This is a genomic window from Micromonospora sp. NPDC048170 (assembly GCF_040652795.1).
Classification (GTDB): Bacteria; Actinomycetota; Actinomycetes; order Mycobacteriales; family Micromonosporaceae; genus Micromonospora.
Genome location: NZ_JBEZMR010000048.1, coordinates 1 through 26,307 on the forward strand (window position 1 = coordinate 1; position 26,307 = coordinate 26,307).

A 26,307-nucleotide genomic window follows, 5' to 3' on the forward strand; every position below is an offset into this window, starting at 1 on the left:
CCTCGAACCCAGCCGAAGCCTCCAAGAACTCCACCAACGCATCCTCGAACACGACGCCAACATCCAAACCCCCGCACTCGTCGGCTGACCCGACCACTCACCAACCACGGGAGCCTCCGCGATTACCCGAGCGTGGACCGTCTGCGGGCAACATCATGGGCGCGCGGGCGGTCCGTGACGTCTGGCGCACCGGAGGCCGTCGGCGATACCCGCCCAGCGATCACAGCGAGGACGACATGGCGAACAAGTGCCCGGTGCACGGGCATCAGCGACTGATGGACGACGACTACTTCGCGAGCCCGTACGCGGCGTACGAGCTCTACGCCTCACTGCACGAGAAGGGTGCCGTCCACCGGACCTGCCTCGACGACCACGGTCCGGTGTGGCTGGTGACCGGCCACGCCGAGGTCTACTCCGCACTGCGCGACCGGCGCCTCGCGCGTCCCCGCGAATACAGCAACGGGGACTTCACCAGCAAGCGCTTCCCGGAGGGCGAGTCGACCGGCACGATCGTCACCCTCGACCCGCCGGAGCACACGCGGCTCAAGAAGATGATCAACTTCACCTTCCTGCCCCGCAACCTGGAGACCTTCCGCCCCCGGGTGCACCAGCTGGTCGAGGCCCGGCTGGACGCGATCGAGGCGGCGGGCGGCGGCGACCTCGTCGAGGACTACGCGGCCATCCTGCCGATCACGATCGTCTGCGACGTGCTCGGCATCCGCGAGGAGTACCGCAAGGACCTGAAGCACTGGGCGGACCTGGTCTTCAGCGGCGACAACGAGACCAACGCGATGGTCCGCACGAAGATGTCGCACTTCATGAACATGGTCCGGGAGGAGAAGACGAAGGAGCCCGGCGAGGATCTCTTCTCGTACTGGATCCACGCCAAGAACGCCGACGGGGAACCCGAGCTCAACGTCTACCAGGTGATGGCCCTGGCCCTGCTGACGATGCTGGGCGGGTACGACACCACCGCCGGCATGATCGGCCGGGGCGCCCTGGCGCTGCTGGACAACCCGGAGACGCTGGAACGGCTCCGCAAGGACCCGGACCTGTTCGACGTGGCCGTCGAGGAGCTGCTGCGGATGCACGGCTCCGTGCACCACGGCTTCCGCCGCTTCGCCACCGAGGACCTGGAGATCGACGGCACGAAGATCGCGAAGGGCGAGACGGTGCTCCTGCACCTGACCGCGGCAGGCAACGACCCGAAGCGGTTCCCCGAACCGCAGGTGCTCGACATCGACCGCGCCGACAAGGCGCACGTGGCGTTCGGCGGCGGCCCGCACTTCTGCTCGGGTTCGGAACTGGCCCGGATGGAGACGACCATCGCGCTGCGTCAGCTGTTCACCCGCTTCCCCGACATCAAGCTGGCCGCGCCCCGGGAGTCGCTCCAGGTGCGGCGTACCCCGCTGGTGCCCGCACTCGTGTCCCTCCCGGTCACGGTCTGAGCCCTTTCCCATCCCGGCCCGCATCGCGACTCCTGTCCGACAAGACGTTGTCGAACCATGCCGCGTACCGGACTGCTCCGGGCCGACGCCCGACCGGTCCGGCACCCGGATCGCGTACGCCGATTCGCGGCGGAGCGTGTGACCAACGCAGCGCTGGCGGCCCGGACGGCGCGGCTCGCCGGCCACCTCGCCGATCTCGGCGGGTGGCCGGCGGACCGCGCCGTCGTCCTGCGGGACGCGGCCCTGCACCCGATCTTCCTGGCCACCGGAGCCGACGGCCCGTGGTGCTAGCGCAGGACGTTGACGATGTGGCCGCCGGCCTGGATGTTGGGGGCTTGGAACGAGTAGGTGACGGCGTCCCACGGCTCGGGATAGGGGCCTGTCGGGGGGATCGGCTTCGGGATGCGGATCTGCCACGCCAGGCTGTTGCCGCACCAGTCGCCGTGGAGGTGGTCGCCGTGGATGGTGGTGGCGACCGGTTTTCCGGGCATGACGACGCCGGATGCGGTGGCCGCGGTCGGCTCGTGCCAGGTTCCGGCGACGTTCGAGGTGGCCCGGACGGCGCCGTCGTGGCCGGCGAACATGACGACGGTCGGGCCGCCGGAAAACTGGGCCGCGGCGAGGTGTGCCCCGGCCGGCGCGGCACCGGTACCGGCGACGGCGACCGGCTGCCACGGGTCCGGCAGCGGGCCGCCGGTCAGCCTCACCTGCCAGATCCGTCCGTCGAGCCCGGTGACGAATCCGGCCACGGCGGAGATGGCGGCAAGCCCGCCACCGGGTGTGGCGAAGTTCGGTGGGCTGGCCGGGGCGGTCGTCCAGGTGCCGGTGCCGTTCTGCCGGACCACGCGGAGTGCGCCGTCGGTGCCGACGAACGCCACGCCGGGAGTGGTTCCGGGGATGGCGGCGACAACCGCGCCGGGTGGGGCGACGCCGGCGACGGTGATCGGCCGCGGCCCGGCCGGCGCGCTGCTCAGGTATGACCTGTTGAAGACAGCGCCGTTGCGGCCGACGAAGAAGACGTCTGAGCCGGCAGCGGCTATCGGGGCCCCGGGTGGGGCCAGGGCGGAGGGACCGTCGATGGTGACGGCGGGGCCGGGGCCGGCCGGCAGGGTCCGCGATATGACGAGACCGCCGTTCGTGCCGATCGCGAACGCGGTGACGCTGCCGGATCCGGACCGGATGACGGCGACGCCGCCCCCGGGCGGCGCGACCCGTTCACCGTGCACCATGGCTGGTGCGCCGCCGGTGGACTTGTAGAGGTAGTGGTTCGTGCCGATCGTGAACGCCTCGACCTGGTTGTCGGCGTACGCCGGTGAGGTGCCGATCGGCGCGACGGTGAGGATCAGCGTGGCGCCCACCGCGACTGCGGCGCGCCGGTATCCGGCGCGGATCTGGATCATGCGTGCCCCCTTCTAATGCTGGAACCGGTAGGGACAGAATCGCCGCACGACCGCCAATCTCATAGGGACTCATCGATCGACTTCGGGTATCGGCATTTCCGGCCCACCTCACCAACTGGGACGGGACTTCTCAGGGTCGACACCTCGCGGGCACTGACGTCGGCTCCGCACGGCGGCCTACGGCTGCGTGGACGAGGGCCACTCCCCCAGCGTGCGCATTGCGGTCGACGACATCGCGGCCAGTTCGGGCTGCGCAGGCAGAAACACCGTGGGGACACCCAGCGACTGGTTCATCGCGGCGAGCTGGCACTCGGCCCAGAGGTCGGTGGTGTTACGCACTCCGCGGACGATCACTCCCACGTCATGGCGACGGCAGTAGGTGGAGGTCAACCCGTTCCACGCCGCGACGGTGACGGAGGTCCACCCGACCGGCAGAATGGCCCGGACAGCGGCCGCCCGCTCCGCTTCGTCGGCGCCCGGATGCTTGGTGCTGTTGACCGCGACGAGCACGACCACTTCGTCGAAGAGTTCGCGCGCCCGGTTCACCACATTCAGATGCCCGGGAGTGAAGGGATCGAAGGTGCCGGGGTAGACGGCTCGCACGCGTACGGGTGTCACGGCCGCAGGACCCGCCGCGCATCGCGGATGGCCCGCGCAGAGGCGGGATGCCCGATCTGCTCAGCTCCATGCCGGCGGAGCCAGACCCGCACGCCGTTGTCGGTGCTCATGGCCCGACTGTAGTGACGCGTGTCGCGGGTCGATCCGTGCGGGCGGAGCATCCCGCGGGCCCGCCGTCACCTCTTCGGGGCGAGCTGTGTCCCCGTCTGCGCGTCGAACACCGAGATGGCCTCCACCGGGCAGAAGTCGGCGGCCTCCAGCACCGCGTCGGACGGCGCCACCACGTCGGCCAGCGGCCCGGAGACGACGTCCATCGCGAAGTGGTCCGGGGCACTGCCGACACAGAAGCCCGAGCTGACGCATCTGGTGGAGTCCACCCTCAACCGCCACCCGGCCTGCCCGCCTGATCCGTTGTCGCTCATCGCTGCCCCTCTCGTCCCATGTCGGCGCCACCGGGCCATCCGGCCTCCAGCAGGCGGGCCACGTCAGCTCACCACCGAATACTTCTGCCAACCCGTCGCGAGGACCTCCGGCGCGCAGAACGTGGTCGAGGGCTGCTCCGGATCGAACGCGCCGTTGTGCAGATGCACCACGAGCGTGCCGTCGGCGCGTACCGCCAGCAGGTCCGGCCGGCCGTCGAGGTCGATGTCGGTCACCGAGATGTGCGCGAACTCCTGCCAGCCATGGCCGAGCGTGAACCACCGGCCCTCGCCCCGCCACCAGGGACCCTCGCCGGAGGCGTCGTGTGCGAACTCGTACAGGTCGAGGTCACCGTTCGCGCGGCGAACCAGCAGGTCAGGCCGGCCGGTGCCCGTGACGTCAGCCATCGCCAACGGAAGATCCTCCACATCCACCGTCACCAGACGGTGCGCGGTGCGGTCGTACGTCTCGTTCTGCCTGACCTCACGCTTGTTGAAGAACGCATCCACATGACCCGCGTCCTGCTCACGGCCGAACATGTCGTCACAGCCGTCCAGATCCACGTCCGCGATGCCCAGGGTCTCCCACTTCTTGTCATCCCGCGCACCCGAGATGCGAATCGGCTCACCAAGGGTGTCGAGACCGTTCAGCCCACCCCTGTTCGGGTAGAGGAAAATCCCGTGCCTGTCGTTCATATGACTCATGCTGATGCCGATGACGTCGGCGTAGCCGTTGCCGTTGACGTCGATGGGACGAACCAGCCCGTGATCGCGCAGCGGATGAAAGCCGGTGCCGATCAGCACCGGCTCACCGTAGGTTTCGCCACCCCGGAAGCTGCCGCCGTGCGGAAAGACCAACAGTTCACCCGTGACGTCGTCACGGACCATGATGTCCATCCTCCCGTCCCCATTGAACGAACGGCAGTGACCATTCCCACCCATGCGTGCCACGAAATACCTCCACCTACGCCCCGAAATACGACAGTTCGATAGTTACGAAGGGGGCCGGAGGGAGTCACCCCACCAGCCCGATAGCAGGGAATCAGCGGAACCGGACGTGCGAACGGTTCAGCTCGCCCACCGAGGACACCCCGAGCAGCTTCATGGTCACCTCGATCTCCCTGCTCAGGATCTCCATGGCGCGTACGACGCCACGGCGGCCGCCGGCCATCAACCCGTACTGGTAGGCCCGACCGACCACGGCGGCGGTGGCGCCCAGCGCGATCGCCGCGACGATGTCCGCACCCGAGGTGATGCCGGTGTCGACGAGCACCTCGACCCGGTCGCCGACCTCGTCGACCACGTGCGGCAGCAGTTCCACGGGCACCGGCGCCCGGTCGAGCTTGCGGCCGCCGTGCGTGGACAACCACACCCCGTCGACCCCGACGTCCGCGACCCGCTTGGCGTCGGCGACGCTCTGCACGCCCTTGGCGACGAGCTTGCCCGACCAGGCGCCCCGCAGCCACTCGACGTCCTCGATGGACAGCCGCGGGTTGAACACCCGCTTGATCATGTCCGACGCGGACCCGCCGGTCGCCCTGAGCACCTGCGGTGACGGGGTGCCCGCCCGGAGCTGCCGGAACCACCAGCCCGGGTGCAGGCACGCCTCGGCCATCGTGCCGACGCTCATCGACGGCGGGATGGTGAGCCCGTTGCGGATGTCGCGGCGGCGCGGCACGGAGATCGGCGTGTCCAGGGTCAGCAGGATCGTGTCGAACCTCGCCTCCTCCGCGAGGGCGAGCAGTTCCTTGACCATCGCCCGGTCCTCGGCGAAGTAGAGCTGGAACCAGTGCCGCCCCTCCGGCGCGGCGGCGGCGACGTCCGCCAGCGACGTGGTGGCGAGGGTGGAGACCGAGTACGGCACGCCGAACTGCTGCGCGACGGAGGCCACCGCGGGCTCGCCCTCGGCGTGCATCACCCGGTTGAACCCGACGGGCGCCAGGGCGAACGGCAGCTTCTGCCGCCTGCCCAGCACCGTGCGGCTGGTGTCGAGCACGGACACGTCCCGCAGCACCGACGGCTGGAACTCGATGTTGGCGAACGTCTCCCGGGCCCGGCTGAGACTGCGCTCGCTGTCGGCCGCCCCGTCGCAGTAGTCGAACACCATCCGGGGCACGGCCCTGCGGGCGACGGCGCGCAGGTCGGCGATGCCCGCCGCGCGCAGCAGCCGCCGTTCCGTGGGGTTCCACGCCACCTTGGGCGGCTTGATCAGGGTGCTCATCCGAGCGGACTTGCTCATTGGGGGTTTCCTTCCGTGAGGGGGCGACGAAGGTCCGCTCCTCGTCGTGGGTCTGCTACGGGACGAGGGCCCGCTGGGCGAGCAGTTCCTCGACGACCTCGGCGGGCGTCGGATGGTCGTAGACGAGCGCGGCGGTCAACTCCAGCCCGGTGAGGGCTTCGAGCCGGCGGCGCAACTCCACGGCGGTGAGCGAGGAGAAACCGATGTCGAGGAACTCCTGGTCCTCGTCGACCGCGGCGGCGGACGGCAGGCCGAGCGTGTACGCGGTCTGGGCCCGCACCACGTGGGACAGCACGGTGCGGCTCTCGGCCTCGTCGGCGCCGTCGAGCAGCCTGCGCAACGCGTCGGGGCTGTCGGCGTCGAGCGTGTCGTCGGCGGTCTCGGCGAGGTGGCGCGTCGCGTCCGGCAGGTCCCGCAGCAGCGGGCTCGGCCGGTACCGGGTGTAGTCGGGCACGAACGTGGCCCAGTCCACGGCGGCGGCGACCCGGCCGACCGCGCCGGCGCCCACCGCCGCGCCGAACTGCTCCACGTCGAGGTCCGGACCGACCACGACCGACACCGCCCCGTCGCGCTGCTGGGCGATCGCGTCGAACACGGCGGCCGTCTCGGCGGCGCCGGCGACCCCGAACATCTCGTCGACCGTGTGCACGAGCACGAGCCGCCGCGCTTCGGCGGCGAGGGCGGTGGTGACCGGGTCGTCGGCGTCGCTGGTGACGACCACCGTGTCGGCGGTTTCCGTGGTGAGCGTCGCGCCAGCCGCCGCCAGCAGGGCGGCGATCCGGTCCGCCAGCGGCCCGCCGTGCAGCGCCACCGTGCCGGTCGGCCGCCACGGCTCACCGGCCGGCGCGGGGGCGGCGACGAGCCGGCGGGCGAAGACACCCGCCGAGCGCAGCGCCACCTGGTCCTCGCCCGCGCCCCGGGTGAGCACCCGGCACAGTGCGGTCAGCGTCCGATCGTCGAGCGCCTCCGGCAGGTCGACGACCCCGCCCCAGGCTCGGGGCGTGGCGAAGCCGGCGGCCCGGCCGAAGCCGTACGCCGCGGCACCGGCCAGGTCGGTGACCCGCTCGGTGTGGGTGACCGCGACCGCGCCCCGGGTCAGGCACCACACCGGGGCGTCGAGGCGGGCCTCGTCGAGCGCCCGGAGCAGCGCGGCGGGGGTGGGGCCGGCGGGCGTCGTCAGCACGCCCGCGACGAGGTGGTCCGGTGCCAGGTCGAGCAGTTCGCCGGCCGTGCCGTCGCGGTACCCGCGCACGTCGGCGCCGTGCCGGCTCATCGCCTCGGCGATCCGCTCGGTGCCCGCCGGCACCAGCCAGACGCCCTGGAGCGCGGCCACCGGCAGCTCCGTGACCGGTGACCAGCGCAGTTGGTAGCCCGGTGCGGGCCCGCGCCGCCACGACGACAGCGCCACCATGACGTCCTTCAGCGACGCGGTGTCGTCCAGGCCCAGCAGGGTGCCCAGGTCGTCGCGCTCGACCGCGGCCCAGAAGTCGTCGCCCGGCACGGCGGCGGCGGGCGCGTCCGGCCACAGTCGGGTGCGCTGGAAGGCGTACGTGGGCAGGTCGACGGGGCGCGCGCCGGCGAAGAAGGCCGTCCAGTCGACGGGGAGGCCGCGAGCGTGCAGGCGGGCGAGGGCCTCGGTCACCACCAGCGCTCCGTCGCGGTCGGCGCGCTGTGCGGGAACGAACTCGCCGTCCGCCACGCACTCGCTGCCGAGCGCGGTGAGCACCGCGTCCGGGCCCAGTTCGAGGAAGGTGCGTACGCCCCGTGCCGCCAGCGCGTCGACCGCCGCGGCGAACCGCACCGTCGCCCGTACCTGGCGTACCCAGTATTCCGGCGTCAGCTCGGCGACCTCGCCGGTGACCGTGGACAGCACGGGGATCGTCGGTGGCCGGTGGGTGACGGACTCGGCGACCGCGCGGAACTCGTCGAGCATGGGGTCCATCAGTGGCGAGTGGAACGCGTGCGACACGGTCAGCCGCTTCGTCTTGCGCCCGGCACGGGCCAACTCCTCGGCCACGGCCAGGGTCGCGGCCTCCCCACCGGAGAGCACCACCGACTCCGGCCCGTTCACCGCGGCGATCGCCACGCCGCCGGACAGCAGCGGCACGACCTCGTCCTCGGTGGCGCGTACCGCCACCATCGCCCCGCCGGTGGGCAACGCCTGCATCAGCCGGCCCCGCGCCGCCACCACCCTGGCCGCGTCGGCCAGCGACCAGACACCCGCCACGTGCGCCGCCGCCAACTCACCGATCGAATGCCCCACCACGAAGTCCGGCCGCACACCCCACGACTCGAACAACCGGAACAACGCCACCTCCACCGCGAACAACGCCGGCTGCGCCCACCCCGTCCAATGCAACTCCTCGCTGTCCAACACCTCCCGCAACGGCCGCACCAAATGCCGATCCAACTCCCCACACACCTCGTCGAACGCCGCCGCGAACACCGGAAACACCAACAACTCCCGCGCCATCCCGACCCGCTGCGCCCCCTGACCGGTGAAGAGCACGGCCGTCGCCCCGGCGGTCTCGGCGACCCCGTCGGCCACCCCGGGGGCGTTCTCGCCGCGGGCGAGCGCCGACAGCCCGGCGCGCAACTCGTCGAGGTTCCGGCCGAGCACGGCTGCCCGGTGCCGCAGGGCGGTACGGGTGGTGGCGAGCGAGAAGCCGACGTCGGCGGCGGACGTGTCGTCGGTGAGGTACGCGGCGAGCCGGGCCGCCTGGTCGCGTAGGGCGGCCTGGTCCCGGCCGGACACCACCAGGGGCACCACCGGCACCTCGACGGTCGAGTCCACCAGCACCGGCTCGGGCGCCTGCTCGATGATCGCGTGTGCGTTGGTGCCGGAGATGCCGAACGAGGAGACGCCGGCTCGGCGCGGGCGACCCGTCTCCGGCCAGGGCACCGACCCGGTGAGCAGCCGCACCGTCCCGTCCGCCCAGTCCACGTGCGGCGACGGCGCGTCGACGTGCAGCGTCGGCGGCAGCACGCCGTGCCGGATCGCCTGCACCATCTTGATCACCCCGGCGACTCCGGCGGCGGCCTGGGTGTGCCCGATGTTCGACTTGATCGAGCCGACCCAGAGCGGGTGCTCGCCCCGGTCGCGGCCGTACGTCGCGATGAGCGACCGGGCCTCGATCGGGTCGCCCAGGGTGGTGCCGGTGCCGTGGGCCTCGACCGCGTCCACGTCGGCCGGGCGCAGTCCCGCGTCGGCGAGCGCCTGGTTGACCAGGCGCTGCTGGGAGGGGCCGTTAGGCGCCGTCATGCCGTTGCTCGCGCCGTCCTGGTTGACCGCGGTGCTGCGTACGACGGCGAGCACCGGGTGGCCGTTGCGGCGCGCGTCGGAGAGCCGTTCGAGCACCAGCACGCCGACGCCCTCCCCCCAGCCGGTGCCGTCGGCGCCGGCGGCGAAGGACTTGCACCGGCCGTCCGGGGCGAGCGCGCGTTGACGGCTGAAGTCGATGAACGCGTTGGGTGTCGCGAGCACGGTCACGCCACCGGCCAGGGCCAGGCCGCACTCGCCCCGCCGCAGCGACTGGGCGGCCAGGTGCAGGGTGACCAGCGACGACGAGCACGCGGTGTCGACGGTGACCGCCGGTCCCTCCAGCCCCAGCGCGTACGACACCCGACCGGACACCACCCCGCCGGCGATGCCGGTGCCGATGAAGCCGTCGAGCTCGGCGGGCAGGTGCTGGAGGTGGGCGGTGTAGTCGTGGTACATGAGGCCGGCGAACACCCCCGTACGGCTGCCGCGCAGGGTGGTGGGGTCGATGCCGGCCCGCTCGACGGCCTCCCACGAGGTCTCCAGGAACAGGCGCTGCTGCGGGTCCATCGCCAGGGCCTCGCGCCGGGAGATGCCGAAGAACTCGGCGTCGAACCAGGCCGCGTCGTACAGGAAGGCGCCTTCCCCGCAGTAGGTGCGGCCGGGCTTGTCCGGGTCCGGGTCGACGAGGTTGTCGAGGTCCCAGCCACGGTCGGTCGGGAAGCCGGCGACCGCGTCGACGCCCCCAGCGACCAGGTCCCACAGCTTCTCCGGCGAGCTGGCGCCGCCCGGGAAGCGGCAGCCCATGCCGACGATCGCGATCGGCTCGTCGGTGCCGTCGGACGTGGCCACGACCACGGCGGCGGCCGGCCCTCCGTCGAACAGTTCCGCGTCCAGGTGCTCGGCCAGCGCCGTCGGGTTCGGGTGGTCGAAGACCAGCGTGACGGGCAGCCGCAGGCCGACCACCGCGTTCAGGCGGTTGCGGAACTCGACGGCGGTGAGCGAGTCGAAGCCCAGCTCCTTGAACGCCGTCGTCGCGCCGACCGCGTCGGCGCCGCCGTGCCCGAGCACCACCGCGACCTGGGTACGGACGACGTCCACGAGTTCCTTGCGGCGCTCGGCCGGGCCCCGGCCGGCGAGGGCCGCGAGCAGGTCGGAGGCCGCCGCGGCATCGGCGGAGACCTGCCGCCGCGTCGGCGTGCGGACCAGTCCGCGCAGCACCGGGGGCAGCACGCCGCCGGTCGCCTGCTCCCGCAGCGCGGCGATGTCGAGGTGGATCGGCACGAGGGCGGCCTCCGGCGCGGAGAGCGCCTCGTCGAACAACGCGAGGCCGTCCTCGGTGGAGAGCGGACGCACGCCGGAGCGCCGCATCCGGGCGAGGTCGGCGTCGTCGAGCGCCCCGGTGAGGCCGGTGCGCTGCGCCCACATGCCCCACGCCAGTGACACGGTGGGCAGGCCCCGGGCGCGCCGGTGCGCGGCGAACGCGTCGACGAACGCGTTGGCCGCCGCGTAGTTGCCCTGCCCGGGGCCGCCGAGGACGCCCGCGGCCGAGGAGAACACGACGAAGGCGCTCAGGTCGCCGGCCAGCTCGTGCAGGTTCACGAGCGCGTCGACCTTGGGGCGCAGCGCGGTGGCGACCCGCTCCGGCGAGAGTGACGGGATCATCCCGTCGTCCAGGACGCCGGCCGTGTGCACGACCGCCGTGGGCGGATGCTCCGCGACGAGTGCGGCCAGCGCCGCGCGGTCGGCGGCGTCGCAGGCGGCGACCGTCACGTGGACGCCCTGGGCGGTCAGCTCGTCGTGCAGCGTCGCCAGGTCCTCGGTCATGCCACGGCGGCCGGCGAGTACGAGCCGACGGACGCCGTGCCGCGCGACGAGGTGCCGGGCGACGAGGCCGCCAAGCGTGCCCGACGCCCCCGTGACGAGGACCGTGCCGGTGAGCTGCGGGGTCGGGCCCGGCTGCCCGGTCGCCTTGGCGAGGCGGGGTACGAGGACCTCGGTGCCGCGCAGGGCGAGCTGCGGCTCGCCCGAGCGCAGCGCGGGCACGAGGTTCGGCGCCCACCGCCCGCCAACGACGTCGACGAGGACGAACCGGTCGGGGTTCTCGGACTGGGCCGAGCGCAGCAGCCCCCACACCGCGGCGAGGGCGGGCTCGGTCGCGTCCGTGGCCCCTTCGGTCAGGACGACCAGCCGGGCGGCGGCGAACCGGTCGTCGGCGAGCCACTCCTGGACGGCGGCGAGGGTGCGCTCCACCGCCCGGTACGTGGCCGCGACGAGGTCGTCGCCGTCCCGGGTGACCGACAGGACCACGTAGTCGGGCACCTCGACGATCGTGGCGAGGCTGTCGTACGCGGTGGCGCCGGGCAGTTCGCCGCCGACGACCGCGACCGTGGCGGCGCCCTCGCCCACCGGGACCGGCACCCAGTCGAGCAGGTGCATCGCCTGGTGGCGTGGGTTGGTCAGTTCGGCGAGTGCGCCCGCGGGCAGGCGGCGGACGGCCAGCGCCTCGATCGTGGCGACCGGCGCGCCGGCGTGGTCGGCGACGGTCACCGCGACGGCGTTCGGGCCGGCCGGGCGGATGGTGACCCGGAGCCGGGCGGCACCGGTGGCATGCAGGGTCACCCCGTGCCAGGCGAACGGCAGCCAGGGCCCGCCCTCGCCGTCGTCCTCGGTGAAGACGCCCAGGCCGAGCGGGTGCAGCGCCGCGTCGAGCACCGCCGGGTGCAGGCCGAAGCCGGCGACCTTCGCCGCCTCGGGCGCGGTGACCTCGGCGAACACCTCGTCACCCCGGCGCCACACCGACCCCAGGCCGCCGAAGGCGGGGCCGTACGTCACGTCGAGCGCCGCGAACCGGTCGTACAGCTCGCCGGTGGCCACGGTCTCGGCACCCTCGGGTGGCCAGACGCCGGCCGGGGCGGTGGCCCGGTCGTCGGCGCCGGGCGTGCCGGCGCCCAGGGTGCCGGTGGCGTGCCGGGTCCACGGGCCGTCGCCGTCGGGCCGCGAGTGGACGGTCAGCCGCCGGGCGCCGCCCGGGCCGGGCTCGCCGACCCGGAGCTGGACCTGCACCGCGCCGCGCTCCGGCACCACCAGGGGCGCTTCGAGCGTCAGCTCCTCGACCTCGGTGGCGCCCACCTCGTCGCCGGCACGGATCGCGAGTTCGACGAAGGCGGTGCCGGGAAGGAAGATCCGGCCGGCCACCCGGTGGTCGGCGAGCCACGGATGCGCCGACGTCGACAGCCGGCCGGTGAGCAGCACCCCGTCCGCGCCGGCCAGCGACACGGTGGCGCCGAGCAGCGGATGCCCGGTGGAGCCCAGGCCGAGACCGGTGGCGTCGACCGGGCCGCCCGCGCCGGTGGGCCAGAAGGTGCGGCGCTGGAAGGCGTACGTCGGCAGGGCGACCGGTCGGGCGGGGGCGGTGACCAGCGTGGCCCAGTCGGGCCGTACGCCCCGGGTGTGCGCCTGCCCCAGCGACAGCAGGAACCGGCGCAGGCCGCCCTCGTCGCGGCGCAGCGTGCCGACGACCGAGCCGCCGTCCGCCTCGTCGAGCAGGTCCTGCACGGCGGGTACGAGCACCGGGTGCGAGCTGACCTCGACGAAGGAGTCGATCCCGTCGGCGATCAGGCCGCGCACGGTCTGCTCGAACTCGACGGTCTGCCGCAGGTTGCGGTACCAGTACCCGGCGTCCAGTTCGGCGGTGTCGAGCAGTTCCCCGGTGACGGTGGAGTAGAGCGGGATGTCGCCGGTGCGGGGTCGTACTGGCGCGAGGACGCGGAGCAGCTCGTCGCGCATCGACTCCACGTGTGCGGAGTGCGAGGCGTAGTCGACGTCGATGCGTCGGGCGCGGACCTCGTCGCGCTCGCACCCGGCCAGCAGGTCGTCGAGCGCCTCGGGCGCGCCCGAGACGACCACGGTGGACGGGCCGTTCACGGCGGCGACCGACAGCCCGGGCCGCAGCCGCCGGGCGACCTTCGCCACCGGCTCCGACACGGACACCATGCCGCCCCGCCCGGCGAGGTCCACGGCGATCAGCTGGCTGCGCCGGGTCACCACCAGGGCGGCGTCGTCCAGGGAGAGCGCGCCGGCCACGCAGGCGGCGGCGATCTCGCCCTGGGAGTGTCCCACGACGGCGGCGGGCTCGACCCCGTGCGAGCGCCACAGCGCCGCCAGCGAGACCATCATGGCGAACAGCGCGGGCTGCACGACGTCGACCCGGTCGAGGGAGGCCGCGCCCGGGACGCCGCGCAGCACGTCGAGCAGCTTCCAGTCGGTGTGCCGGTCCACGGCGGCGGCGCACTGCGCCATCCGGGCGGCGAAGACGGGTGAGGTGTCCAGCAGTTCGGTGGCCATGCCCAGCCACTGCGAGCCCTGGCCGGGGAAGAGGAACGCGGTGCGGTCGCCGGCCTCGGCGAGCCCGGTGACGAGGTTGCGGGCGGCTCCGCCGTCGGCGAGCGCGTCGAGCGCGGTGGACAGCTCCGCCCGGTCCCCGACGAGGACGGCGCGGTGCGGGAGGCGGGCGCGGGTGGTGGCGAGCGCGTACGCGACGTCGTGCTCGGCGACGTCGTCGGACAGGTGCCGGCGCAGCCGGACCGCCTGGTCGCGCAGCGCCGCCTCGGTCCGGGCCGACAGCACCCACGCAGTGGGGCCCCCGGCCGGCGCGCCGCTCTGCGGGGCCTCGGCGGCCGGCGGTTCCTCGATCAGCACGTGGGCGTTGGTGCCCGAGATGCCGAACGACGAGACGCCCGCCCGGCGCGGGGTCTCGCCCCGCGGCCACCGGACCGGCTCGCTCAGCAGTCGGACCGCGCCGTCGGCCCAGTCCACGTGGTGCGACGGCGCGTCCACGTGCAGGGTGCGGGGCAGCTCCTCGTGCCGCATCGCCATGACCATCTTGATCACGCCGGCGACGCCGGCCGCGGCCTGGGTGTGCCCGAGGTTCGACTTCACCGAGCCGAGCCAGAGCGGCCGGTCGCGCTCCCGGCCGTAGGTGGCGATGAGCGACTGGGCCTCGATCGGGTCGCCCAGCGTGGTGCCCGTGCCGTGCGCCTCCACCGCGTCCACGTCGGCCGTGGTGAGCCCGGCGTTGGCCAGCGCGGCGCGGATGACCCGCTGCTGCGACGGCCCGTTCGGCGCGGTGAGGCCGTTCGACGCGCCGTCCTGGTTCACCGCCGAGCCACGCAGCACGGCCAGGACCTGGTGCCCGTTGCGGCGCGCGTCCGACAGCTTCTCCAGCACGAGTACGCCGACGCCCTCGCCGAACGCCGTGCCGTCCGCCGCCGAGGCGAACGCCTTCACCCGCCCGTCCGGGGCGAGCCCCTTCTGGCTGGAGAACTCCACGAACGTGCCGGGCGTGGCGATGACGCAGCTGCCGCCGGCCAGCGCCAGGTCGCAGTCGCCGCTGCGCAGCGCGTGCGCGGCCACGTGCATCGCCACCAGCGACGACGAGCACGCCGTGTCCACGGTGACGGCGGGGCCCTCCAGCCCCAGCACGTACGACACCCGGCCGGACACGACGCTGCCCGCGACCCCGGTCATCGTGTAGCCGATCAGCGCGTCCACGTCGCGCTGCATGGCGTTCAGGTACTCGACGCTGTTCGCGCCGACGAACACGCCGGTCCGGCTGCCCCGCAGCGAGTGCGGGTCGATACCGGCGTGCTCGAACGCCTCCCACGACGTCTCCAGCATCAGCCGCTGCTGCGGGTCCATCGCGAGCGCCTCGCGCGGGCTGATGCCGAAGAAGCCCGCGTCGAAGTCGGTGGCGTCCGGGAGGAAGCCGCCGCGACGCACGTAGCTGGTGCCGGTGCCGCTGTCCGGGTCGAACAGGTCGTCCAGGTCCCAGCCCCGGTTGGTGGGGAAGTCGGTGATGCCGTCCCCGCCGGACGAGACCAGCTCCCACAGCTCGTCGGCGGAGCGTACGCCGCCGGGGAAGCGGCAGCCGATGCCGACGATGGCGATCGGCTCCCGCTCCGTCGCGGTCCGCAGCTTCCGCCGCGTCTCGTGCAGGTCGGCCGTCACGCGCCGGAGGTACTCGACAAGCTGCTCTTCGTTCGCCATCAGTAGCCCTCCTCAGCGCGTACGGGTCAGGCGGCGCCGAGTTCGTCGTCGATGAACCGCAACAGCTCGTCGGCCGAGGCGGTCTTCAGCACCAGGCCCACGTCCGGTCCGTCCGGTTCGGCGTCCACGTCGGACCTGCCACGCCAATTCGACATCACCGCGTGCAACCGTTCGGTAATCCGTGCCTTGACCGTGTCCTCCAGGCCCGCCGCCCCGGCCTGGGCGAAGGAGCGTTCCAGCCGGTCCAGCTCGGCCAGCAGCCCCGCGGCCGGGTCCACCTCGACCGGGGCCAGCCCGGCCAGCAGGTGGTCGGTGAGCGCCGCGGCGGTCGGGTGGTCGAAGACCATGGTGGCGGAGAGCTTCAGGCCGGTGGCCGCCTTCAGCCGGTTGCGGAACTCGACCGCCGTCAGCGAGTCGAAGCCGAGCTCGGTGAACGGCCGGTCGGGGTCCACCGCGCCCGCGCCGGCGTGCCCGAGCACGGCGGCGGCCTGTGCCTTGACGAACTCCAGCGCGGTGTGCCGCCGCTGCGGGCCGCTCTGGCCTGCCAGGTGGTCCCGCAGGGCGCCGGGCGACTGTGCCGCCTGCTCCACCGCCCGCCGGGACGGGCCCCGCACCAGGCCCCGCAGCAGGGTGGGCAGCATGCCCACCCGGCTTAGCTCGCGCAGGGCCGCCGGGTCCACCGGCATCGGCACCAGCAGCGGCTCGTCGATCAGCTCCGCCGCGTCGTAGAGCGCCATGCCCTGTTCCACGGACAGTTCCAGCAGCCCGACGCGGGCCATCCGGGCGCGGTCGTTGGCGTCGAGGTGCGCGGTCATCCCGCTCGCCTCGCCCCACAGTCCCCAGGCCAGCGAACGGGCGGGCAGCCCGGCCGCGCGGCGTCGCGCCACGAGCGCGTCCAGGAACGTGTTCGCCGCCGCGTAGTTGCCCTGCCCGGGGCCGCCCATCGTGCCGGCCGCCGCCGAGAACACCACGAACTCGGCCAGCTCGGCGTCCAGGGTCAGCTCGTGCAGGTTGACCGCGGCGTCGACCTTGGGCCGCAGCACCGCGTCGACCTGCTCCGGCGTCAGCGCGGCCACCAGGCCGTCGTCGAGGACGCCCGCCGTGTGCACCACGGCGGTCAGCGGGTGCTCGGCGGGCACCCGGGCCAGGGTCGCGGCCAGGGCGGCGCGGTCCGCCGCGTCGCACGCCGCGACGGTGACCTCCGCGCCGTACGAGGTCAGCTCGGTCACCAGCTCGGCGGCCCCCGGGGCGTCCGGGCCACGGCGGCTGGTCAGCAGGAGGTGCCGCACCCCGCGCCGGGTCACCAGGTGCCGCGCCAGCAGACCGCCGAGGGTGCCGGTGCCGCCCGTGACGAGCACCGTGCCGTCGGGGTTCCGCCGTGGCGGCGCGGTGAGCACGAGCTTGCCGACGTGCTTCGCCTTGGACATGAACCGGAACGCCTCCGGGGCGCGGCGCAGGTCGTACGGCCGCACCGGCAGTGGCGTGAGGTGTCCCTCCTCGAACAGGGCGACCACGTCGCGCAGGATCGCGCCGACCCGCTCCGGATCGTTGGCGAGCAGGTCGAACGCCTGGTAGGAGACGCCGGGATGGTCGGCGGCGACCTGGTGCGGGTCGCGTACGTCCGTCTTGCCCATCTCGACGAACCGGCCGCCCGCGCCCAGCAGGCGCAGCGAGGCGTCGACGAACTCCCTGGCCAGCGAGTCGATCACCACGTCGATGCCGGCCGCGCCGAACCGCTCCGCGAACTCCAGCGTGCGGGAGTTGCCTATGTGTGTCTCCGGCAGCCCCATCGCGCGCAGCGCGTCCCACTTGCCGGTGCTGGCGGTGCCGTACACCTCGGCGCCGAAGTGCCGGGCGAGCCGGACCGCCGCCATGCCGACGCCGCCGGCCGCGGCGTGCACCAGCACCCGCTCCCCCGGCTTCACCTGCGCCAGGTCGACCAGCGCGTGGTACGCGGTGCAGAACGCGATCGGGGTCGACGCCGCGGTGGCGAACGACCAGCCCGCCGGCACCGGCACGACCATCCGCGCGTCGGTGACCACCTCGGTGCCGAAGGCGCCGTGGAACAGGCCCATGACCCGGTCGCCGACCGCGACGCCGGCCACGTCCGGCGCGACCTCGACGACCACGCCCGCGCCCTCGCCGCCCATCACCCCACCGCCCGGGTACATGTCGAGGGCGATCAGCACGTCCCGGAAGTTCAGGCCGGCGGCCCGCATCGCGATGCGCACCTGACCCGGCCCCAGCGGGCGCGGCTCGTCCGCCTCGGGCAGCAGCGCGAGGTTGTCCAGCGTGCCGCGCTCGGTGACGTCCAGCCGCCAGCGGTCCACGGGGGGCGCCGCCAGCGCGGGGCTGCTGGCCGCGCGGGCGAGCCGCGGGGCCAGCAGGACACCGTCGCGGACGGCGAGCTGCGGCTCGTCGGCCGCGACCGCCGCCGCGAGCATCCGGTGCGGTTCGCGGTCGTCGACGTCGAGCAGGACGAAGCGGTCCGGGTTCTCGCTCTGGGCCGACCGGAGCAGGCCCCACACCGGCGAGCTGGCCAGGTCGCCGGCCGCCTCGTGCACGCTCACCGCGCCCCGGGTGACGACGACCAGCCGGGAGTCGGCGAACCGCTCCTCCGCGAGCCACCCGCGCAGCACCGCGAGGGTGTCGTGGACGGCCCGGTGGGCCGCCCCGGCGGAGTCGTCGGCCGCGCCGGCCGCGCAGGGCAGGACGACCAGGGCGGGTATCGGTGCCCCGTCCTCGACCCGGGCCCGCAGCGCGGCCAGGTCCGGGTAGGTGTCGGTGACGAGACCCGCGTCCTGCGGCAGCGCGCACCCGCCGAGGGCCGCCCAGCGGGCGTCCGGCGGGGCCGCCGGCACGGCGACCGGAACCCACTCCAGGCGGAACAGGGCGTCGTGGTGCGTGCTCGGCTGCGCGGGGGCGGTGGCCTCCCGCAGCACCAGCGACTCCACCTCGGCGACCACCGTGTTGCTCTGGTCGGCGACGGTCACCGCGACCGTGTTCCGGCCGCGCGGGCGCAGCCGGACGCGCAGCTCCGTAGCGCCGACGGCGTGCACGGACACGCCGCTCCACTCGAACGGCAGCAACGCCTCGGTGCCGCTGGTGGCGAGCGCGAGCGGGTGCAGCGCGGCGTCGAGCAGGGCCGGGTGCAGGCCGTACCCGGCCGCCGTCCGGGCGGCTGCCGCCGGCAGGGCGACCTCGGCGAAGACCTCCTCGCCCTGCCGCCACACCCGGCGTACGCCCTGGAACGTCGGGCCGTACGTGAGGCCGGCCGAGGCCAGCGTGGCGTACAGCTCGTCGGACGCGACGGGCTCGGCCGCCGGCGGCCACGCGGTGTCGAAGCCGCCCGCCGGTTCCCCGGGGGCGAGAAGGCCGACGCCGTTGCGTACCCACTGCGCCGAGTCGGTGGCGACCCCGTCCGGCCGGGAGTGGATGGTCAGCGGCCGGTGCCCGTCGTCGTCGGGTGCGCCGACGCGCAACTGCACCTGGACGCCGCCCTTCTCGGGCAGGACCAGGGGCGCGGTCAGGGTCAGCTCCTCGACCCGGCCGCAGCCGACCTCGTCGCCCGCGCGGACCGCGAGATCCACGAGCGCGGTCCCGGGCACGAACACCTGCCCGCCGACCCGGTGGTCGGCCAGCCACGGGTGCGCGGCCACCGAGATGCGGCCGGTGAAGAGCAGGCCGTCGGTGTCGGCCAGCGCGACCGCCGCGCCGAGCAGCGGATGCTCGGTGGCGCCGAGGCCCAGGCCGGCCGCGTCGGCGGTGGCCGCCGCGACGGGCGGCCAGTACCGCTCGTGCTGGAACGGGTAGCCGGGCAGCCGGGCCCGGCGCGCGCCCTCGAACCCCCACCCCGGCTGGACGCCGTGGACGTGCGCCTCGCCAAGGGAGAGCAGGAAGCGCGCCAGGCCCCCCTCGTCCCGGCGCAGCGAGCCGACCACGGTGGCGGTGGCCTCCACGTCGTCGATGACGTCCTGCACGCCGATGGTCAGCACGGGGTGCGGGCTGACCTCGACGATCGTGGTGACGCCCGCGTCGAGCAGGGCGCGGATGGCGGGCTCGTACCACACGGTCTGGCGCAGGTTGCGGTACCAGTACTCGGCGTCCAGCGCCACGTCGTCCAGCCAGCGGTCGTCCACGGTCGAGTAGAGCGGCACCTCGGGCCGGCGGGGCTCCAGCCCGGCCAGCACGTCACGCAGCTCCTCGTGCAGCTCCTCCACGTACGCCGAGTGCGACGCGTAGTCCACGTCGATGCGCTTGGCCCGTACGCCGTCCCGCTCGCACCCGGCCAGCAGCTCGTCGAGGGCGTCCAGCTCGCCGGCCGCCACCGTCGAGCGCGGCCCGTTGACGGTCGCGACGGTCACCCGGCCGCCGAACGGCTCCAACCGGTCGCGCACCTCGGCCACCGGCAGCGGCACGGACACCATGCCGCCCTTGCCGGACAGGCGCAGCAGGGCCCGGCTGCGCAGGGCGACGACCCGGGCCGCGTCCGCCACGGAGAGCGCGCCCGCCACGCAGGCGGCGGCGATCTCGCCCTGGGAGTGCCCCACCACGGCGGCGGGCTCGACCCCGTGGGAGCGCCACAGCGCCGCGAGCGACACCATGACGGCGAACAGGACGGGCTGGACGACGTCCACCCGGTCCAGTTCCTCCCCCCGCCGCAGGACGGCCTCCAGCGACCAGTCGACGTGCGGCGCCAGCGCGGCCTCGCACTCGGCCATCCGCGCGGCGAACACCGGGGATTCGTCGAGCAGCTCCACCGCCATGCCGATCCACTGCGAGCCCTGCCCGGGGAAGGAGAAGGCCACCTTCCCGGGCGTGCCGGCGGCGACCCCGGTGGCCAGGTTCGGCGCCGGCTGCCCCGCCGCGAGCGCGGCGAGGCCGGCGCGCAGCTCGTCGACCCCGCCCACCACGACCGCCCGGCGCGGGTGGGTGCCGCGCAGGGAGAGCGAGTACGCCAGGTCGCGGGCCGGCACGTCGGCCAGGAGCGGCTCGATCTCGGCGGCCTGCTGGCGCAGCGCCCCGTCCGAGCGGGCGGAGAGCACCAGCGCGACGGGCCCCTCGTCGTACGGCCGCTCGGCCTCGGGCGCCTCCGGGGCCTCCTCGATGACGAGGTGGGCGTTCGTGCCGCTGAACCCGAACGACGAGACGCCGCCCCGGCGCGGGTGCCCGGCGCGCCGCCACGGCTGCGGTTCGGCCAGCAGCCGCACCCCGCCCGACCAGTCGACGTGCGTCGTCGGCTCGGCCACGTGCAGGGTCCGGGGCAGTTCACCGTGCCGCAGCGCGAGCACCATCTTGATCACACCGGCGACGCCGGCCGCCGCCTGGGTGTGCCCGATGTTCGACTTCACCGAGCCGAGCCAGAGCGGCCGGTCCGCGGCCCGGTCCCGGCCGTACGTGGCGAACAGCGCGTCGACCTCGATGGGGTCGCCGAGCGTCGTGCCGGTGCCGTGCGCCTCGACCACGTCGACGTCGGCGGTGGAGAGCCCGGCGTCGGCGAGCGCCTGCCGGATGACCCGCTGCTGCGACGGCCCGTTGGGCGCGGTCAGCCCGTTGGACGCGCCGTCGGAGTTGACCGCGCTGCCGCGAACCACGGCCAGCACCTCGTGGCCCGCGGCGAGCGCGTCGGAGAGCCGCTCCAGCACGACCACACCGATGCCCTCGCCCCAGTTGGTGCCGTCCGCGCCGGCCGCGAACGCCTTGCAGCGCCCGTCCGGGGCGAGCCCGCGCATCCGGCTGAACTCCAGGAACGCGCCCGGGGTCGACATGGCGGTCACGCCGCCCGCGACCGCCATCGCGCACTCACCCGACCGCAGCGCCCGCACCGCCAGGTGCATCGCCACAAGCGACGACGAGCAGGCGGTGTCCACCGTGACGGCCGGGCCCTCCAGCCCCAGCACGTACGACAGGCGGCCGGACATGATGCTCGCCGCGTTGCCGGTGGCCATGAAGCCTTCCGCGCTCGTCCCCGCCGCGCCGGTGATCCGGGCGTAGTCGATGTTGTTGGCGCCGACGTACACCCCGGTCGCGCTGCCGCGCAGCGTGGTCGGGTCGATGCCGGCGTCCTCGAAGGCCGCCCAGGACGCCTCCAGCACCATCCGCTGCTGGGGGTCCATGGCCTCCGCCTCACGGGGGCTGATGCCGAAGAAGGCCGCGTCGAAGCCCGGCAGGTCGGCGAGGAAGCCGCCCTCGCGGACGTAGCTGGTCCCGGAGTGCTCCGGGTCGGGGTGGAACAGGCCGTCGAGGTCCCAGCCGCGGTCGGTGGGGAACGCGCCGATGCCGTCGCGCCCCTCGCGCAGCATCGCCCACAGCTCCTCGGGCGAGCTGACGCCACCGGGGAACCGGCAGCTCATGCCGACGATGGCGATCGGCTCGTCGGCGACGGCGATGCCGGCGACCACCTCCGTGCGGCCGGTCGCCAGCAGGTGCTCGGCCAGCGCGACCGGGGTCGGGTAGTCGAAGGCGACGGCCGCGGAGAGCCGTACGCCGGTGGCCTCGACCATCCGGTTGCGGAACTCGACGGCGGTGACCGAGTCGAAGCCGAGTTCCTTGAACGCCGACGTCGGCTCGACCGCCTCCGGGCCCGGGTAGCCGAGCGTGAGCGCGACCTGCGTGCGGACCAGTCCGACAACGTGGTCGAGGCGGCCCGCCTCGGGCAGGTCGGCGAGCCGGCGGGCGAGCTCCGACGACGAGGACGCCTCCGTCGACTCCTCGTCGGCGACCGCCTCGGCAATCGTGTCGAACAGCCGGCTGGGCCGCAGCGCGGTGAACGACGACACGAAGGCGGCCCAGTCCACGTCCGCGAGCACGACGGCCGGGTCACCGGCCGCCAGGGCGGTACGCATGGCCGCGACGGCGCGCTCCGGCGCCATCGGCGGCAGGCCCCGCCTGCGCAGGGAGGCCGACATCTCGTCGTCCACCAGCGCGCTCTCGGCCCACGGCCCCCAGGCGAGGGCGGTGGCGGCCTGCCCCCGGCTGCGCCGCGCCTCGGCGAGGGCGCACAGGTGGGCGTTGCCGGCGGCGTAGGCGGCCTGGCCGCCGCTGCCCCAGACGCCGGCCACGGAGGAGAAGAGCACGAACTCGTCGAGGTCGCGATCCGCGAAGATCGCGTCGAGGTTGGTGGCTCCGGCGACCTTGGCGGAGACGACGTCGGTGAACTCGGCGAGGTCCATGTCGACGATGCCGGTCAGCTGCGCCAGCCCCGCCACGTGCACGACGGCGCGGACGTCGGGGTAGCGGTCGACCACCGCCGCCAGGGCCACCCGGTCGGCCACGTCGCAGGCGACGACGTCGATCTCCGCGCCCAGCCCGCGCAGCTCGTCCAAGATCTCGGCGGGGGCGGTGCCGCGCCGGCTCAGCAGGACGACCCGCTCGGCGCCGTGCCGCGCGTACAGCCTGGCGGCCTCGATGCCGAGGGTGCCGGTGCCGCCGGTGACCAGCACGGTGCCGGCCGCGCCGCGCCAACGCGGGGCGCCGGTCACCGGCGCGCGGTGCAGCCGGCGGACGAAGACCCCGTCGGGGCGCACCGCGACCTGGTCCTCCCCGATGCCGGCGAGCACGCCGGCCAGCGCGGCGGCGGTACGCCCGTCCAGCTCGGCGGGCAGGTCGACGAGGCCGCCCCAGGTGTCGGGCAGTTCCAGCGCGGCGACGCGGCCGAGTCCCCACACCTGCGACTGCGCCACCTGAGTCACCGGGTCGGCCGGGGAGGTGGCGACCGCGCCGCGGGTGAGGCACCAGAGCGGGACGCCCCGGCCGGCGAGCGTACGGATCAGGTCGAGGGTGCCGGCGGCGCCCGCCGGGACGCCGGGGTGACCGGGCAGGAACGCCTCGTCGAGCGCGAGAAGGGAGACCACGCCGGCGAGTTCCCCGTCGAGGTGTCCCGCCAGGCCGGTCGGGTCGGTGGTGACGACGGTGGCGCCGTGCGCGGCGAGCGCGTCGGCGACGGCGGCGCCGGTGTCACCGGTCACCGCCGGCTCGCCGAGCACCAGCAGCCAGGTGCCGGTCAGGGTGCCCGGGGTCCCGCCGGGGCGGCGCTCCCATCGCGCCTGGTAGCGCCAGCCGTCCAGCGCCGAGCGCTCCTGCCGCCCCCTGCGCCATGCGGACAGCGCGGGCAGCACCGACGCCAGGGGCGCCTGCGGGTCCAGGTCGAGCGTGGTGACCACCGTGTCGAGGTCACCGCTGTCCACCGCCGCCCACAGGCCGTCGTCGTCGCCGGCCTGGTCGGCGCCGGCCGGGCCGACGCTGTCCTGCCAGTACCGCTCGTGCTGGAAGGCGTACGTCGGCAGGTCGATCCGCGACCCTCCGGAGCGGCGGTAGAACGCCTCCGGGTCCACCGTGGCGCCCCGGGTCTCCAGCCGCGCCAGCGCCTCCACCAGGGCACGCGGCTCGGCGGAGTCCCGGCGCAGCACCGGCGTGGCGAGCACGTCACCGTCCAGGCAGTCCGCCGCCAGGGTGGCGAGCACCGAGTCCGGGCCCAGTTCGAGGAACGTGGTGACACCGGTCGCGGCGATTGCGCGTACCGCGTCCGCGAAGCGCACGGTGGCGCGGACCTGCCCCACCCAGTACTCCGCCGTGGCCAGCTCGTCGCCGGCTGGCACGCCGGTGACCGTCGACACCAGCGGGACGGCCGGCTGCGCGTAGGACACCGTCTCGGCCACCGCCCGGAACTCCGCGAGCATCGGGTCCATCAGCGGCGAGTGGAAGGCGTGCGACACGGTCAGCCGCCGGGTCCGGCGGTCGGCGAAGCGCGCGGCCACCGCCGCCACCGCCTCCTCGGTGCCGGAGAGGACCACCGAGTCCGGGCCGTTGACGGCGGCGATGGCCACGTCCGTGCCGAGCAGCGGCGTGACCTCGTCCTCGGTGGCCTGGACGGCGAGCATCGCCCCACCGGCCGGCAGCGCCTGCATCAGCCGGCCCCGGGCCGCGACCAGGCGGGCCGCGTCGGCGAGCGGGAACACCCCCGCGACGTACGCGGCGGCCAGCTCCCCGATCGAGTGCCCGGCCAGGACCGACGGGGTGACGCCCCAGGACCGGACGAGCCGGTACAGGGCCACCTCGACGGCGAACAGGGCGGGCTGGGTCCAGCCGGTCCGGTGCAGGTCCTCGGTGTCGAGGACCTCGCGCAGCGGCCGGTCCAGGTGCGGGTCCAGCGCCGCGCACACCTCGTCGAACGCCGCCGCGAACTCCGGGTACGCCGCGTACAGCCCGCGGCCCATGCCCAGCCGCTGCGCGCCCTGCCCGGAGAAGAGCATCGCGACCCGGCCGTCGGCCACCCGGCCCCGGACCAGGTTGGCGGCCTGCTCGTCGGACGCCAGGGCGGCCAGGCCGGCACCCAGTTCCTCGGCGCAGGAGCCGACGACCGCGGCCCGGTGCGCGAAGCGGGACCGCGTGGTGGCCAGGGCGTAGCCCAGCTCCGCCGGCTCGGTCTCCGACACCACTGCGGAGAGCCGCCGCGCCTGGTCCCGCAGCCCGTTGGCGTCGCGGGCGGTGACCAGCAGCGACGTCACCGGCGCCGACGCCGGCTCGGGCGCGTCGGCGTCCGGCGCCTGCTCCACGATCACGTGGGCGTTCGTGCCGCTGAACCCGAAGGACGAGACCGCCGCCCGGCGCGGCTGCCCGGTCCGCGGCCACGGCGTGGCCCCGGTCAGCAGCCGCACGTTCCCGGCCGTCCAGTCCACCTGGTCCGACGGCTGCTCGGCGTGCAGCGTCGCGGGCAGCACGCCGCGCCGGATCGCCTCCACCATCTTGATGACCCCGGCGACCCCGGCGGCGGCCTGGGTGTGGCCGATGTTCGACTTCACAGAGCCGAGCCAGAGCGGCTCCTCGCGGTCCTGGCCGTACGTCGCCAGCAGCGCCTGCGCCTCGATCGGGTCACCCAGCGTCGTGCCGGTGCCGTGCCCCTCGACCACGTCGACCTGGCGCGTCGACAGGCCCGCGTCGACCAGCGCGGCCTCGATGACCCGCTGCTGCGACGGCCCGTTCGGCGCGGTCAACCCGTTCGACGCGCCGTCCTGGTTGACCGCGGAGCCCCGGACGACCGCCAGGACCCGGTGGCCGTGCTGGAGCGCGTCCGACAGCCGCTCCACCAGCAGCACGCCGGCCCCCTCGGCGAACCCGGTGCCGTCGGCGTCCGCCGAGTACGACCGGCACCGGCCGTCCGGTGACAGGCCGCGCTGGCGGGAGAACTCGACGAACGTCAGCGGCGTCGCCATGACCGACACGCCGCCGACGAGCGCGAGCGTGCAGTCGCCCCGCCGCAGGGCCTGGATCGCCAGGTGCAGCGCCACGAGCGACGACGAGCAGGCGGTGTCGACGGTAACCGCCGGCCCCTCCAGCCCCAGCGTGTAGGCGACCCGGCCGGAGACCACGCTGCCGGAGCTGTTGCTGCCCGCGTAGTCGTGGTACATGAGGCCGGTGAAGACGCCGGTCGGGCTGCCGGCGAGCGAGGCGGGGTCGATGCCGGCCCGCTCCAGGGTCTCCCACGCGACCTCCAGCAGCAGCCGTTGCTGCGGGTCCAGCCCGACCGCCTCGCGGGGGCTGATGCCGAAGAACGTCGGGTCGAAGTCCGCCGCGTCGTACAGGAAACCGCCGCGCGACGTGTAGGAGGTGCCCTCGCGGCGCGACTGGGGGTCGTACAGCGACTCCAGGTCCCAGCCGCGGTCGGTCGGGAACGCGCCGGTGGCGTCGGTCCCGGACTCCACCAACCGCCACAGGTCCTCGGGGCTCGCCACTCCCCCCGGGTAGCGGCAGGCCATGCCGACGATCGCGACCGGCTCGTGCGCGGACGCCTCCACCTCGTGCAGGCGCTGCCGGGTCTTCTGCAGGTCGACCGTGACCCGCTTCAGGTAGTCCCGGAGCTTGTCCTCGTTGGCCACTA

At 74.4% G+C, this 26,307-nt stretch carries 9 protein-coding genes; 2 read left to right on the forward strand and 7 right to left on the reverse strand.

Annotated elements, in window-relative coordinates; translation table 11 throughout:
* The first annotated feature begins 236 nt into the window (after positions 1–236).
* Both AB0D32_RS31450 and AB0D32_RS31455 read left to right on the forward strand, forming a co-directional pair.
* Positions 237–1,448: a cytochrome P450 gene (locus AB0D32_RS31450; protein WP_357098107.1), complete on the forward strand. Its 1,212-nt coding sequence runs from the start codon at positions 237–239 to the stop codon at positions 1,446–1,448.
* A 57-nt stretch (positions 1,449–1,505) separates the two neighbouring features.
* On the forward strand, positions 1,506–1,739 hold the full coding sequence (locus tag AB0D32_RS31455) for a hypothetical protein (RefSeq protein WP_357098110.1): 234 nt from the start codon (positions 1,506–1,508) through the stop codon (positions 1,737–1,739).
* Here the strand turns inward: AB0D32_RS31455 and AB0D32_RS31460 are convergent.
* The 7 genes from AB0D32_RS31460 to AB0D32_RS31490 form a co-directional block, all read right to left on the reverse strand.
* Positions 1,736–2,848, reverse strand: a complete 1,113-nt coding sequence (locus tag AB0D32_RS31460; RefSeq protein WP_357098113.1) for a hypothetical protein — start codon at positions 2,846–2,848, stop codon at positions 1,736–1,738. The genes AB0D32_RS31455 and AB0D32_RS31460 overlap by 4 nt on opposite strands.
* A gap of 177 nt (positions 2,849–3,025) precedes the next feature.
* Positions 3,026–3,451: a pantetheine-phosphate adenylyltransferase gene (coaD, locus tag AB0D32_RS31465; protein WP_357098115.1), complete on the reverse strand. Its 426-nt coding sequence runs from the start codon at positions 3,449–3,451 to the stop codon at positions 3,026–3,028.
* Positions 3,452–3,642: 191 nt separating this feature from the next.
* Positions 3,643–3,888, reverse strand: a complete 246-nt coding sequence (locus tag AB0D32_RS31470) for a ferredoxin (RefSeq protein ID WP_357098118.1) — start codon at positions 3,886–3,888, stop codon at positions 3,643–3,645.
* Between the two features lie 63 nt (positions 3,889–3,951).
* Entirely contained in the window at positions 3,952–4,827 is an 876-nt protein-coding gene (locus tag AB0D32_RS31475) for a VCBS repeat-containing protein (protein ID WP_357098136.1), read from the reverse strand.
* A gap of 100 nt (positions 4,828–4,927) precedes the next feature.
* A complete protein-coding gene (locus AB0D32_RS31480; protein WP_357098121.1) occupies positions 4,928–6,124 on the reverse strand; it encodes an alpha-hydroxy acid oxidase in 1,197 nt (398 codons plus the stop codon).
* Between the two features lie 55 nt (positions 6,125–6,179).
* The gene (locus AB0D32_RS31485) at positions 6,180–15,431 is read right to left on the reverse strand and encodes an SDR family NAD(P)-dependent oxidoreductase (RefSeq protein ID WP_357098124.1); all 9,252 of its coding nucleotides are present in this window, start codon (positions 15,429–15,431) and stop codon (positions 6,180–6,182) included.
* A gap of 26 nt (positions 15,432–15,457) precedes the next feature.
* Positions 15,458–26,305, reverse strand: coding sequence for a type I polyketide synthase (locus AB0D32_RS31490; protein WP_357098127.1), 10,848 nt, complete (start codon positions 26,303–26,305; stop codon positions 15,458–15,460).
* Positions 26,306–26,307: the final 2 nt, after the last annotated feature.